Here is a 13268-nt window from a genome sequence, read left to right as displayed (position 1 = left end):
ATGCTCGTGTTCATGGCGATCTGCCTCACGCCGTCCGGTTCTGAACCGATCGCCGCGGCGGCCTGCGGACGTCAGCAGACCCAAACGTTAAATTCCATTGACGCAGACGCTGACGAACGCCTCCAGAGAGCTGTCGGATGTGCGGCCAGCGCGCGGCACCGCTCCATTCTGTTCGATTTCTCCACGACCGGGTACGATCACGCCCTTTTGGTCACGAGACGCGGGAGACAGTGTCAGACTGGGAGGACGTTGCAGTGCAAGATTCGATGACAACGGTGGCGGAGCTAAAGCGTCACATGGCCGAATTCGTAGCCGAACGGGACTGGCAACCGTTTCATGACCCCAAGAACCTTGCGATGTCACTGGCCATCGAGACCGCCGAGCTCATGGAGCACTTCCAGTGGTTACGCAGTGAACAGCTTCCGGCGGTGCGGGACGACCGCGCGATGATGGCGGAGATCACCGAGGAGGTCGCGGACATTGCCGCGTACCTGCTCTCGTTCGCCAACAGCATGGGGATCGATCTCGCCGCGGCGTTCGAGGCGAAAATGAAGAAAAACGCCGAGAAATACCCGGCGGATGCCTTCCGGGGGAGATTCAAGTAGACGCGTCGCCCGACTGCGGCAACTCCTCGGCGAGACGACGGACCATGGCCATCATCGCTTGCCACAGCTCCGTCGCCTCGGCAAATTCGTATTGGAGCACATCGGCCAGGGTAACGTAGTCGCCGGCCTGAAGCGATTGGCGAATCTGGAGCAGCGCCTCGCGTGGCCGCTCCAATGCCTGTTCAAACGTCATATCCCGCACTTTCAACCCGGCCACATCGGAATCGAGCATCCGCAGCGACTGAAGGAGCGCTTCGTGGATCTGCTGCCAGGCCCGCGTACATTCGCCGAGGGTCTCTATCCCCTCCTGCGTCTTCCCTTCGACCAGCAATCCCGCGACGCGCTCGCAGGTCTCCTGGGCTTCCTGGAGTAGTTGGGAAGCATGGGTCATGGCATCCACGACAAGATCCCGGCGGGTCCCCGTGATCACGTCGACGCGCGCGACCTCGGCCACAGGTCGAGCCAGGGTCTCGGCCATTCCCGCAGCAGGAATCTCCTTGCCGTCGCAGCGCATGCCCACGACGAGCCGTCCGGGCCCGCAAAGGTGATGCTGGACATGGCGCACGGCCTCCTCGAGGCTTTGAACTTCCGGCATGGATACATCCACGCGCCGCTCATCAATGAAGAGTTCCATGCGTTTCGCTCCCGACGTTGCGTTTGGACCCGCGCCTGTTTGCGATCGTTAACGACAGTTCTATCGGCGATCGCTGCAGCGTCAACGCGAATGAAATGCGAGCCGGAAAATCCCGGGAATCTATCCCAGCGCTTCACCCGGCTGCCGGGCGGGATCGATGGTTGATCCCGTGGCGTCGAACGGCGGCGGTATCCGCCAATGGCCCAGCACGCCGATCATGTCCTCAACGCCCAGAGGACGCGGCAACGCATAAAGCTCGCCGTAGCGTACCCCGACGGCGCCACCCTCCGTGCCCGCCCACGAGCGAACATAGTGGGCCAAACCTTCGAAACGGCGGTCGTCGAACTGCGACTTGTAGCAACGAATGGCCTCGATCTTCTGCTCGATCGTGTCGGTAATGTCCACGACGAATTGGCAGAACCAGTGGGTTACCTCGGCCGCGATCCGCGTCGGACGGTAAACGAGGTGATCGACCCGCCAGGGCTCCGTTTGGTCGAAGCGGTCGTTCCACTTGGTGAACTGGGAGTAGAAGCGGGAAGCCTCCGTGATCAGTTGCGCCTGGTAGTGATCCGGCGAGGCCGACGGCGTCCGGCCGGCCATGCCCACGAGAATCTTCGGGCGATAGCGCCGCAGCGCCGTGGCCACGGCATAGCGGGCCTCCGGGCCGTCCATCAGCACGCGATTGGGCAAGTCGAGCATGTCGCAGACGGCGACTCCGAGAACATCGGCCGCGGCACGCATTTCCCGAAGGCGTGTTTCCGGCGTGCCGCGAGGGGTCGGCTCACCGTTGGTCATGTGGACCATGCCCACGCGGTACCCCTGCTTGACCAGTTTGGCAATGGTGCCCCCCATGCCGATCTCGAGGTCGTCGGGATGGGGTGCCGCAAAGACGATGTCGAGTTGCATTGAGGCCATGAATATGGGGCTCCGGTCTCGAGGCACGGAATGGACGAAGCGGCCGCCCTTGGCGAGACGGGGCGCGACCTCGCGTGGGAACGGAAAGACTATAGGGAAACCCCTTCGGAGCGACAACTCGCCCGGCGTGCCACGGCAAGCCGCTGGCAACTTCCGCCGACAGCGGATAGACTGATTGGGCTCGGGAGGACATCCAGTACGACATGACACGCGGGGAGATACAGGATTGCGATCGGGACGAGGTTGCCCGGTTCATCGAGCGGCACTGGCACAGCCGCGCGATCATGAGCCGGGGACGAAAGTTCTATCCCCACGAAGGGCCGGGGCTCATCGAGCGCCGCGACGGGCAAATCGTCGGGCTGCTGACTTACCAAGTTGAAGATGGCGTGATGGAGATTCTGACGCTCAACAGCACGATTCCGGGCGCGGGCATCGGATCGTCGCTCATGCTCGACGCGATTGAAAAAGCCCGATGTCATCAATGCAAGAAGGTCTGGCTTACAACGACAAACGACAAGATCAAGGCCATTGGCTTCTATCAGCGGCTCGGGTTTCGTATGACGGCCATCAACCTCGGCGTCGTGGACGAGGCGCGAAAGATCAAGCCGGAAATTCCCGAGTTCGGCGAGCACAATGTGCGTATTCGCGACGAAATCGTGATGGAACTCCCGCTGATTCGCTATGGCTCGTAAGCCTGTCAGCCGTCGCCATCGCTGAGGCAACTTGCGGAAACTCCGGCTAACCACGACCGAAGCGCTTGGATCATGTCCCTCTCCAGCGGCGACCTCGAACGGATTGAAGAGGAGATGTTCACCGACCGGCGTATCACCGGCTCGGTGTACTGCGGCCGGTGCGGTTACAACCTCCGGACCCTCCCGTTCTGCTATCACTGTCCCGAGTGTGGGAACGAGTACAACGCTCGCCCGTTGAAAATGAAGGGTATTTATGTCCCGTTTCCGGGCGGATTGGCTTCCGTCATCCGGAGCTTTGTCGGCGCCGCCGCCTTTCTGGCGGTAACGCCCATATTCGCGATCCCGGCGTTCACCGCGCCTGAACCGCACGCATTGTCGATCGCGGCATCGCTCCTCGTGGCGGGGGCTGGTGTGGGTTATGTCATGCAAGGCATCGACCGATGCCGCCGCTGGCTGCGCGATATCACCATTGCCCGCCGCATCGCCGCGGATGAGGTCGCCGAAAGCGACGGGCCTTGGCAAGTGGTCAGCCGGTGATGCCAAGGGCGACGATTTGCCTTTTGCTTCAATAAATAAACCAGACAAAGAAACCGAGGCTCCACGGACTAGCCACGACGACTCTGGCATGGAGATTGCCCATCCTGTCGCGGGTGCGCCGTCCGGGCCGGAATCCGCGCGAGATTCGCGCTCGCGGCGTCGGTTCATTCGCATCAGAAAAAGGAGAGCGCATGTTCCCCGTTCAGGAGGCCTGCTGGCTGGCGCCCAAGGTTCGCCGGCTTGTCGTGCACGCACCGCGCGTGGCCCGGCGGCACGAACCCGGTCACTTCGTCATCCTCCGCGTCCACGACGGTGGGGAGCGAATCCCCCTGACCATCGCCGATTCCAATGCTGAGAACGGAACGATCACCCTGATCATTCAGGTTGTCGGAGCGACTACAGAGAAGCTTTGCGCTCTCGAACAGGGTGACTCGATTGCCAACGTCGCCGGCCCGATGGGCAAGCCCACGGAGATCGAGAACTTCGGCCACGCCGTGCTGGTCGGCGGCGGCGTGGGCACGGCCGTGATCTATCCGCAAGCGGGCGCCCTGCGTCGCGCAGGCAACAAGGTCTCGGCGATCATGGGCGGACGCTCCGGGGAATACGTCATCCTTGAGAAAGAGCTTTCCCAGTACTGCGACAACGTCTACCCCTGTACGGATGATGGCAGTTACGGCTTTAAGGGCTTTGTCACGAATAAGCTGAAGGAGCTTATCGAGCAGAGTGGAGACGTGGGGGCGGTGTTGGCTGCGGGGCCCGTGCCGATGATGCGGGCTGTGGCCGAGGTTACCCGTCCTCTCAAGATTCACACGATTGTTTCGCTGAACCCTGTCATGGTCGACGGCACGGGCATGTGCGGTGGGTGCCGGGTAACGGTGGACGGGCAGATGAAATTCGCCTGCGTGGATGGGCCGGAATTCGACGCCCACCTGGTTGATTTCAAGGAGCTGGCGGACCGGCTCACGACCTATCGGGAGCAGGAGGCGCTGGCCTGGAATCGGCTGCACGAGTTGCAGGCTTCGGGCGGATGCACGACGACAACTTGTCGCATGGCGGAATTGGAGCAGACGGAAACGGCGAAGTGATGATTCCCCGCAACGCAGCGGGTCGAGTCCTCGAAAGGTACCACGATGAGCACGATGAAGCCCTCGGAACGGATGAAGATCCCGCGTCAGTCCATGCCCGAAATGGAGGCCGACGTCCGCGCCCACTGCTTTCAGGAAGTGAACTGCGGATACTCGGCCGAGGCCGCGGGATTGGAGGCCGAACGCTGCTTGCAGTGCAAGGACGCCAAGTGCATCCGCGGGTGTCCCGTGGGCGTGAACATTCCCGCCTTCGTGGACGCCGTCGCTCGCAACGACTTGTCCGCCGCGGCCGACATCCTCTTCGCGGACAACGTCCTCCCGGGCATCACCGGCCGGGTCTGTCCGCAGGAGACGCAGTGCGAGGAAGTGTGCGTCCGGGCGAAGAAGGGCTCGCCGGTGGGGATCGGCTACCTGGAGCGGTTCGTCGCCGATTGGGCCCGCGTGCATCGCAAGGAGCTCTTCGAACGGCCGGCGCAGACGGGCAAGCGGGTGGCCGTGGTCGGATCGGGTCCGGGCGGATTGACCTGCGCCGGGGAACTGGCCAAGCGCGGGCACGCCGTCACCGTGTATGAGGCCTTGCATCGACCCGGCGGCGTGCTGGTTTACGGCATCCCTGAGTTCCGCCTGCCGAAGATCATCGTCGATGACGAGGTGGAATCGCTCCGCAAGCGCGGGGTGGAGATCATCACCGACGTGATCATCGGGCAGACCTACACCATCCACGAACTGCTCAACGAAGAAGGCTTCGACGCCGTGTTCATCGCCAACGGAGCGGGCCTTCCCGTGTTCCAGGGCATCCCAGGCGAAAACCTCAAGGGCGTCTACTCCGCCAACGAGTTCCTGACCCGTGTGAATCTCATGGCCGCGTACCTCGGCGAAGGATCCGACACACCGGTCATCCCGGCCACGGAGGCAGTGGTCTGCGGCGGGGGTAATACGGCCATGGACGGTGTGCGCACGGCCCGTCGCCTGGGGGCCGACCCGGCCACGCTGGTCTACCGCCGCTCGCGGGAGGAGATGCCGGCGCGGGTCGAGGAGGTGAAGCACGCCGAGGAAGAGGGCGTGGTCTTTCGCTTCCTGTGCAGCCCGGTGGAAGTGCTGGGCGATGAGAACGGCTGGGTCCGGGCGGTGAAGTGCATCCAGATGCAACTCGGCGAGCCGGACGCCTCCGGCCGGCGGCGCCCCGTGCCCATCCAAGGCAGCGAGTTCGAGATTCCATGTAAGGTGTTCATCCAGGCCATCGGCACCAAGGCCAACCCCCTGCTCACCCAGACCACGCCGGGCCTGGAGACCAACAAGTGGGGCAACATCATCGTCGACGAGAACAACATGACCAGTATCCCGGGCGTCTTCGCGGGTGGAGACATCGTCCGCGGCGGGGCGACGGTGATCCTGGCCATGGGCGACGGCAAGAACGCCGCGGGAGCGATTCACGAGTATCTGCTGAGTGGGAAGAAATCACCGGACGAGCGAGAGGAAGCTGCGGCGGCGGTGTGAAAGCGAGGTGCTCGAATGCCGACGGAAGCGCCGGAGGGTCCCACCAAGTCGGAGTCCGATTGCTCGCGATGGCACTGTGAGCATGATCAGTGGGAGCGCGACATCCGCCGCTGGCAGGCGGATCACCGAAAAGCCCTCACCGACCTCGAACACATCGCTCAATCGGTTGTGAACCACGGAAAAGCCCTGCATCGCCACGAGGGCGATCTTGCGTCGCACAAGGAGGCACTAACCGCCATCGAGCGCTCCGGGCAATCGGGTACAGTCTCCGATTCGACCATGAGTGGTCTGGCCCGAAGCCACCAACAGATCGCCGAATTCCACGAGCGGATTCGCGCTCACCACAACAACGCAATGGCACTGCTGAAGGCGCTCGTGGAAGCGCTGAGAACACCCATGTAGGTTCGGGTAGATATCGTGGCCAGGTCGCTAACTCCCTGGTCATGGCACCCGACGATGCTGGCCGCGCTCCGGTCCGCGCGGGCAATGCCATGCCCATGTCTGTCAAGCCGCCGCAGGCTCCGTCGGCGACCCGTGCACGAATCAAGATTGGCGTCCGGCCGCGTCAGGGAAACTCGAATCCGTTCGTGCAAACGTCGGCATCGGGGTGCAGCGGCGGGTTGGGGTTGTCGGGCAGACCGCCGAGGTCGCAGCCGAGCCCTCCCGGCTGCCAGTTGACCCCGCCCATCTGGTAGTGGCGCCCGCACCAGTAGTGGAACGATGAGGATGTAAACTGCGGGCAGATCCACGCCTGGGCGTCCTCGCGCGTGTCGAAGCCGGCCTGCAGCAGGACCTTGACGACGAGCTCCGTGGGATCGATTCCCCCGCCGGGGAAGCTACTGCGGAGGGCGGTTCCTTCGAACGAATCCCGGTCCGAGATGTATAACAGCGGCGCACCCCAGCAGCAGACGTTACCAGTGTACCAGACGACGAAGTCCCGTACGGGACAGTCAACCGCATCGCAAAGCTCGCCCCGCGGAAAGACCAGCCCGTTCTGGTCCTGGCAGTCATTCACCGAGAGATTCATGGTGCACGTGCCGTCGCTCAAGCAGCAGGCGAAGTCGCACGGACTGCGCGGGGCAGGTTCACAATCGGGCATGAACTCCCCGCCGAAGCGACTGCATTCGTCGTAGGTGTGGACGAAGCAGCCCACCGTGTCGTCAAAGCAGCATCCGCCTTGGACCGTCGTTATGTCCGGACAAGTTGTCGTGGCACAGTCCGTCCCCACGCCCTGAGGTGTTCCGGCAGATTCGCCGACAACGTCTCCGCCGGACAGGCAAACGTCGGTCGTCAGGTCCTCGCACGTTCCATCCGGAAAACAACACGCCTCGGGACAGGGGTTATCGGCGCAGCGGACGCCAGCGGACTGCGGGACACCGCCTCCTTCATCACAGAAGTCGGCCGGGAGGTCATCGGCACAGGCCGGCGGGTAGCCCGGGGACCGGGGGAAGCAGCAGGCAAAGTAGTCCTCGGGCGCAACCTGCCCGGACCAGCAGGGCCAGGGGTCGCATGGGACATCAAGCCCCTGAAAGGTCCCGAGCAGCGCCTGGCATCCTTCAAGCGTCGTGACCTGACAGGTTCCGCAAGTCGTAATCCCGGCGAGGGCATCGGTGACGCAGGGTCCGGAAACGCAACAGGCCCCCTGGCACACGGCGTTTGCGCACGTTTGCCCCTCGGGGCCCGACTTGCCGTGCAGGTCGCCGCACGCTTCGGGTGTCAGCTCCAGGCAGTTTCCGTCGGGAAGACAGCACGCCCGATCGTCAGACAAATCGATCAGACCGCACGAGAGTTCGGAGTTGTACCACACAACGAAGGCATGGTAGTTGCCCTGGTCGATACGCGGGCAGGTGGCCGTGTCGAGCACGTCTCCATCGGTACAAGAGGCCGGGGCGCCGCTGCCGGGACAATCGATGGCGCGGAAGGTCACGAGGTCGTTGATGGCGAGATTGTCGATTGTCTCGTCCTTCCAGATGCCCGGGTAGACATAGTTTTCCGCGTCCGCTTCATCACCCGGCGCGGCGATGTTAATGCCCGTGCTTTCGAAGTTGATCAACGTAAACGAGGCGGACACGTCGCCGTCGTCTGCACCGTCCTGAGAAGGTCCAAAGACGACATCGAGCCCGCTGATCTGCATCGTCCCGGTCAGATCCGAGGTCATCTCCAGGCACAGGCTGATGTCATCGCCGAGGATGAGATTCATTGCCGAGACCGTCAAGGCGAGCTCTTCATCCACGACGGTAATCACGCCGTTTGCTGCGACCTGAATCTCGTAGGTGCCGACCTCGGTTCCCGTCGCGCACGGATCGGCCGCTCCGGAGGCGTCGATGACGACCTTGAGGTTGGCGGTTCCCATTGCGCTCTGGAGGGCGATGCTCGACTTGCCGGAATCGGACGACTGATAGGTTATGCTCGACGCGCGCAGACGCATGCTCGCGGACGCGGGTGCGTCTTCGGGCGTTCCGCCGATGTAGCCCACGGCGTCAATGATCTTCTGAATGATCGTTCCGGGGGTGAGGTTGAATACGCCGGTAGGTCCCAGATTCAGCCCGACGGACGTGCCACTGAGCGTGATTGTTGCCGTTCCTCCGGGACCCCGCTCCACGCTGCATGAGCTTCCTATGAGCCAAACAGACACGCCGAGAGTGAGCAAGAGAGCGGTGATCGCGAAGCGAGCCGGTAAATGATGGAAGTTCATGTACTTTCTCACTTACGAGCCAAACAGACCTGAAAGAAAGATCGACATTACGCGCAGATAATATGAAGAATAACAGCACTAATATGGCCAGAACACGCTCTCGTTGGATATCGGGCGTTGTCCGGGTGATTGAGCGGACGGTGCGAACGTTCAGACAGCGCGACAATCCGGCGATGGAAGTCGGCTCACCGCGAAGCGCTCACCAACCTCGAGCACATCGCGCAGCCCGCGGTCAATCAGGAAAAGCACTGTACCGCCACGAAGGCGATCTTGCGGCGCACAAGGAAGCGGTGATTGTCAAGAGAACGATGCTCGCGGGGAATGGATAAGAGTCTCCGCCATATGCCTATCTTGGCGAACCATCCAGACATGAGATACCCGATTCGCGCAATTTTCAGGGCCGGCGCAGTTGTTACACCTCGAACCCGGTGGGCGGAGCTGCGACCCGGGGCAGCAATGTCGGACCCCTTCGACGTGTTCAGTCTGTCTTTGGCGGTTCGACTCCGTCCCCGTTCGCTTCCCTTGCCACGCGCAGTTTCGGCACCGCATCCGGCTGGTCGGCGTCGATGGGGGGCAGGTCCTTGAGGGAACCGAGGCCGAAGACGTCGAGGAAGGTGTTGGTGGTGCCGTAGAGGAGGGGGCGGCCGACTTCCTCGGCCCGGCCCACGATCTTGATCAGGCGCATTTCGCGGAGGCGGAGGAGGATGTCGCCGGCGGCGACGCCGCGAACGGCCTCGATGTCGGCACGCATGACCGGCTGCTTGTAGGCGATGACGGCGAGCGTCTCCAGGGCGGCGGCCGAGAGCCGCGATTCCGCCCGCACCTTGCGGAGCTTGGAGATCCAGCGGTCGAAGAGGGGGAGGGTGAGAACCTGGTATCCCTTGGCGATGGACTCGACGCGGAAGGCCGCACCGCGACGCTCGTAGTCCTCGTTAAGGGCTTCGACGTGCTTGCGAACGTCGGCGGCGGTGCCCGTGCCGAGGATTTCGGCGATCTTGGCTCCCGGGAGCGGTGCGTCGGCGGCCATGAGCAGGGCCTCGACTACCGACTCGGGTCGCGGGCCGGTGTCGCCCGTTGAAGCCGGTTCCGGCGAAGGTCCCTCGTGCGAAGCGGGCTCTTCCGCGGGGCCAGATTCGCCGGGAGCGGGGTCGCCTGTGACGGGTTCCGTGTCCTCAAGACTTGCGTTGACGCCCTCGACGTCCTTGTCTGTTCGCTTTTTCATGATTCCGGCCATGCTACCTGCTGCCCCTGGTCGTGGCGATACACCGGTCCGCCCGCCGGAGATCCATTCCGCAGCGGCGGAAGAATCTCAGTTCGTCCGCGCCATTGCATTGCCCCGGCGGCCCGCCAACGTTATACCACGCGGTCCCAGTTAGGTGGAGCAACAGACCGGTGAGCCAGAATATCAATCGCCTGCGAAACCCGCGATTCTCGAGCGGTCGAGATGAACCGCGACATTGGTCGTGGAGCGGATCGGCCGGGGCAAAGCTAATCCAAGCGACCGACGAAGCCGGAGAGCGTACCGGCATCGCCATCGATCTGCGGAGCGGCGATGACCGCGCCCGCATCGAGCAGCGCGTAGGGTGCGTGCCTGGGGAGTATTACCGCGTCGAGGCCGTGCTGGAGGCGAATCTGCGGGCTGATGATGAGCACGATGGTTGCGCATTGACGATCGCTTCTACGAAAGGAACGCAGGGGCGGATGCGCGGTGCCGTGATCACGGATTCGGGCGGGAGGCTCACGCTGCGGGCCTACTACCATGCTCCTCCGGAGGTACGGGAGGTCCTCGTTGGCTTGGACATTGCCGGGGCGGAGGGCGCCGTCCGGGTTGAGGAGATGCGCTTCATCCGCATCCTCGAGCCGGAAGAGGAAGCGCACATGATGGCGATCGGCCTTCCCGACCACGCCCTGCCAATTCCGCGGCAGGTCCGGCGAGTCACCGTCTGTTCCGCCTCAGCTACATCCCGGCCGATCACGGAGCGGCTGCGAACGGCATTGGGGGTGGACGCGGTCGCCACGGTTGATCCTGGCGCGTTCCATGCGGCAGTGGAGACGACCGACGCCTTGCTGCTTCCCGACCCGGAGCCACCCAAGAAGATCAAGTCCCTGCGAGCGTTGCTGGTGCTGTCGGCCGAGCGGATCGTGGTGATTTCGCTGCCCGCGTTCGCGAAGCTGGCCGGAGCGGGCGTGCGCATGCGGCGCGTCGAGCAGCCTGACGATCCCATTCATGCCCGGGTGATGTTTGCCAACCATGCCACACGGGGATTCGTGCTCCAGGACGCGTTCCCGTTTGCGTGGGCGGGTTCGACGCCGGGAAGTTTCGTCCAGCGACAATTTCGCAAGACCAAAGAGCTGAGTGCATTTTGCCGCAAGCACGGCTTCGAAGTCATGCTCGATTCCCTCTGCGACAAGGACTCCACTTCGAATCAGCCGGTGTGCCTGTATCGGGAAAGGGAGAATGGCGCGCTGGTGGTTCTCGATATTGAACCGATGGAAGAGGAGGGGAGCAGCTTTGCTGAGCCGGCACTGCCGTTGCACTTCCTGTTGTCGCTGGTGGGTCACGGACGTTGCGGCCTCGGTCAATACGCCGTCCCGCACGTGGACGAGGCGGACTTTCGGAGCATGATCCGCGAGTCGGCCGTTCGCTACCGCGGGTTCCGCGTCCTCGATGAGGACGTCCCTGTCGAGAAGCTCACCGATCAACTGGTGCTGATCGGAGGCGAGGACGAGTCGTTTGGACTTCCCATCAAACCCAAGCCGCTCATTCTGGTCCGAAGTGGGCTGAGTTTTGGCGACATGGTAAGCGTTTATGGGGCATACCTGTGGTTCAAGCAGCTTGTTCGCATGGAGCCCTTCGTCTGCCCCTATGCGACGGCACTGTGCTCGCGATTCCGGCTGGCCTGGATCCCGCTCGTCGCCGCGTGGCCGGGCGGGCGAGGTTGGTCGGACATGGAAGGTGTGGCAGGGCGTGCCTACGACCTGGCCTTCGACGACGCCCCCGTAGCGGCGGTGATTGACATTCGCGCGCATGCCGAGCAGAGCGTTCGTGTGACCGTGGGCGGCAGTGATGCCGCATCCGGTCAGGAAGAGCACTGGCTTCCCCGACTCTGGCGGACTTTCCCACCGGGTCGCTTCTTCTCCAGGGACGTTCCGCCCGGCGCAACATTTTCGGACCGTAGAGAAGCCCGCTGGGGACATGTGCGACCGGAGCTCTCCATCGAGCGCCATCCGGATGTGGTCTCGGATGACGTACAGCGCGCCGTTGTGGCATCGGGCGGGCAGGTGGTCCGGCTGGAAATCCCAGGTTGGGCCGGCGATTTCGCAAGTCAATCCATCCAGCGAACCGCGATGGCGGCGACTCTTCTGGAACAGGTGGTCGGACTGCACTACGGGCTCATTGCCGTGAATCGTCTGGGCGACCCGCTGAGCTTCGAGACATTTGGGGAGGTGGCTCCGGGACAGGCACTAATCGTCGATCGAAAGGAGGCGCGTCTGAGGATGGCGCTTCCCCAGGCGGGCTGACGTCACCGGAGACCGGCCCGCGACAGCCCATCTACTTGGCATTTGCCGCCTGTGTTGATAGAGTATCCACCGTGGACGGCCAATGCAGTCAGGGCATCCGCGTATCGCGACTGAGCGTTGCCTTCAACGGGGCACTGGCACTGATCAAACTGGCGGCCGGCGTCCTGGGACACTCTGCCGCCCTTGTTGCTGACTCCGTCGAATCCCTTGCCGACATTTTTTCTTCCGCGATTGTGTGGGGCGGCCTCGTCCTAGCCGCGAAACCCGCCGACGACGATCATCCCTACGGACATGGAAAAGCCGAACCGCTCGCGGCGCTGGCCGTGGCGATCATGCTCCTGCTCGCCGCGGTTGGGATTGGCTTGGGCGCGGTTCGGGAAATTCTGCTGCCGGGAGTGGTCCCCGCGTGGTACACCCTTGTCGTCCTAATCGGCGTGATCGCACTGAAAGAAATCTTCTATCGGTATCAAGTCGGCGTTGGAAAGCGGATAGGCAGTGTCGCGGTGCGCGCGGACGCCTGGCATCACCGCAGCGACGCGCTGACGTCGGCCGCGGCTGCAGTGGGCATCGCCATCGCCCTGATCGGCGGACCCGCCTATGCGTCTGCCGACGACTGGGCCGCCTTGCTCGCCTGCAGCATCATCGTCATCAATGGACTGAACTTTGCCCGTGTAGCCGTTGCGGAGCTTATGGACACGATGCCGGAAACGGCCGTGGTTAACGGAGTGCATGACGTCTGCCACGCGGTGGAGGGGGCAGAGCTCGTGGAAAAGGTACTTGTCCGCAAGATGGGGCCACGGCTGTACGTGGACCTGCATCTGGAGGTGGACCCGGAGATGTCTGTGCGCCGTGCCCACGTTATCGCCCACGAAGTCAAGGATGCCATCATGCAACGCTGGCCCGCCGTTGCCGACGTGCTCGTTCACGTCGAACCGCATCTGCCGCCAATGGCACGAGAAGCAGTGAACTGCCGCGAAGCCACGGTCGTGAATGGCAAGCAGGTTCCAGCCGCCGAACTCGTCCCATCGCAGCCATAAGGGCTCCGAGCGTTCAGTAACTCTTGACCATGCGTCCGGTGGGAACGTG

At 63.2% G+C, this 13268-nt stretch carries 12 protein-coding genes; 8 read left to right on the top strand and 4 right to left on the bottom strand.

The features are described 5' to 3' along the window. Nucleotides 1–266: 266 nt before the first annotated feature. Complete coding sequence (locus J5J06_01055; protein MCO6435658.1) at nt 267–605, top strand: nucleotide pyrophosphohydrolase; 339 nt, start codon at nt 267–269, stop codon at nt 603–605. Here J5J06_01055 and J5J06_01050 read toward each other — a convergent pair. Together J5J06_01050 and J5J06_01045 are read right to left on the bottom strand one after the other, a co-directional pair. After that, nucleotides 598–1239: a hypothetical protein gene (locus J5J06_01050; protein MCO6435657.1), complete on the bottom strand. Its 642-nt coding sequence runs from the start codon at nt 1237–1239 to the stop codon at nt 598–600. The genes J5J06_01055 and J5J06_01050 overlap by 8 nt on opposite strands. Nucleotides 1240–1359: 120 nt before the next feature. Beyond that, nucleotides 1360–2154, bottom strand: a complete 795-nt coding sequence (locus J5J06_01045; GenBank protein MCO6435656.1) for a PIG-L family deacetylase — start codon at nt 2152–2154, stop codon at nt 1360–1362. 203 nt (nt 2155–2357) lie between these two features. Between J5J06_01045 and J5J06_01040 the strand changes: the two genes are divergently transcribed. From J5J06_01040 to J5J06_01020, 5 genes are all read left to right on the top strand, one after another. Then, a complete protein-coding gene (locus J5J06_01040; protein ID MCO6435655.1) occupies nt 2358–2846 on the top strand; it encodes a GNAT family N-acetyltransferase in 489 nt (162 codons plus the stop codon). A gap of 72 nt (nt 2847–2918) precedes the next feature. Beyond that, nucleotides 2919–3383 carry a hypothetical protein gene (locus J5J06_01035; protein ID MCO6435654.1) on the top strand — a complete coding sequence of 155 codons (465 nt, stop codon included), beginning with the start codon at nt 2919–2921 and terminating at the stop codon, nt 3381–3383. Nucleotides 3384–3574: 191 nt separating this feature from the next. Next, nucleotides 3575–4468 (top strand): sulfide/dihydroorotate dehydrogenase-like FAD/NAD-binding protein, encoded by an 894-nt coding sequence (locus J5J06_01030; protein ID MCO6435653.1) that lies wholly within the window; start codon nt 3575–3577, stop codon nt 4466–4468. A gap of 45 nt (nt 4469–4513) precedes the next feature. Beyond that, nucleotides 4514–5965, top strand: coding sequence for an NADPH-dependent glutamate synthase (gene gltA / locus J5J06_01025; GenBank protein ID MCO6435652.1), 1452 nt, complete (start codon nt 4514–4516; stop codon nt 5963–5965). A 15-nt stretch (nt 5966–5980) separates the two neighbouring features. Further along, nucleotides 5981–6367, top strand: coding sequence for a hypothetical protein (locus tag J5J06_01020; GenBank protein MCO6435651.1), 387 nt, complete (start codon nt 5981–5983; stop codon nt 6365–6367). Between the two features lie 163 nt (nt 6368–6530). On the opposite strand, the gene J5J06_01015 is transcribed toward J5J06_01020, so the two are convergent. Together J5J06_01015 and scpB are read right to left on the bottom strand one after the other, a co-directional pair. Further along, nucleotides 6531–8660, bottom strand: coding sequence for a hypothetical protein (locus tag J5J06_01015; GenBank protein ID MCO6435650.1), 2130 nt, complete (start codon nt 8658–8660; stop codon nt 6531–6533). 478 nt (nt 8661–9138) lie between these two features. After that, a complete protein-coding gene (scpB, locus tag J5J06_01010) occupies nt 9139–9882 on the bottom strand; it encodes an SMC-Scp complex subunit ScpB (protein ID MCO6435649.1) in 744 nt (247 codons plus the stop codon). 170 nt (nt 9883–10052) lie between these two features. Between scpB and J5J06_01005 the strand changes: the two genes are divergently transcribed. Beyond that, nucleotides 10053–12182 (top strand): hypothetical protein, encoded by a 2130-nt coding sequence (locus tag J5J06_01005; GenBank protein MCO6435648.1) that lies wholly within the window; start codon nt 10053–10055, stop codon nt 12180–12182. A gap of 71 nt (nt 12183–12253) precedes the next feature. After that, nucleotides 12254–13219 carry a cation transporter gene (locus J5J06_01000; protein MCO6435647.1) on the top strand — a complete coding sequence of 322 codons (966 nt, stop codon included), beginning with the start codon at nt 12254–12256 and terminating at the stop codon, nt 13217–13219. Nucleotides 13220–13268 lie beyond the last annotated feature (49 nt).

It is taken from the genome of Phycisphaerae bacterium, assembly GCA_024102815.1.
Lineage (GTDB): Bacteria > Planctomycetota > Phycisphaerae > UBA1845 > UBA1845 > JAGFJJ01.
Note: the sequence above shows the minus strand (reverse complement) of the source record. Positions and strands in the feature narration are given on the sequence as shown.

Excerpts from the sequence above, each read along its gene's own strand:
- J5J06_01055 (MCO6435658.1), top strand. The coding sequence starts at position 267 with ATGACAACGGTGGCGGAGCTAAAGCGTCACATGGCCGAATTCGTAGCC.
- J5J06_01030 (MCO6435653.1), top strand. The coding sequence starts at position 3,575 with ATGTTCCCCGTTCAGGAGGCCTGCTGGCTGGCGCCCAAGGTTCGCCGG.
- scpB (MCO6435649.1), bottom strand. The coding sequence starts at position 9,882 with ATGAAAAAGCGAACAGACAAGGACGTCGAGGGCGTCAACGCAAGTCTT.
- J5J06_01015 (MCO6435650.1), bottom strand. The coding sequence starts at position 8,660 with ATGAACTTCCATCATTTACCGGCTCGCTTCGCGATCACCGCTCTCTTG.
- J5J06_01040 (MCO6435655.1), top strand. The coding sequence starts at position 2,358 with ATGACACGCGGGGAGATACAGGATTGCGATCGGGACGAGGTTGCCCGG.
- J5J06_01020 (MCO6435651.1), top strand. The coding sequence starts at position 5,981 with ATGCCGACGGAAGCGCCGGAGGGTCCCACCAAGTCGGAGTCCGATTGC.
- J5J06_01045 (MCO6435656.1), bottom strand. The coding sequence starts at position 2,154 with ATGGCCTCAATGCAACTCGACATCGTCTTTGCGGCACCCCATCCCGAC.
- J5J06_01035 (MCO6435654.1), top strand. The coding sequence starts at position 2,919 with ATGTCCCTCTCCAGCGGCGACCTCGAACGGATTGAAGAGGAGATGTTC.
- gltA (MCO6435652.1), top strand. The coding sequence starts at position 4,514 with ATGAGCACGATGAAGCCCTCGGAACGGATGAAGATCCCGCGTCAGTCC.
- J5J06_01050 (MCO6435657.1), bottom strand. The coding sequence starts at position 1,239 with ATGGAACTCTTCATTGATGAGCGGCGCGTGGATGTATCCATGCCGGAA.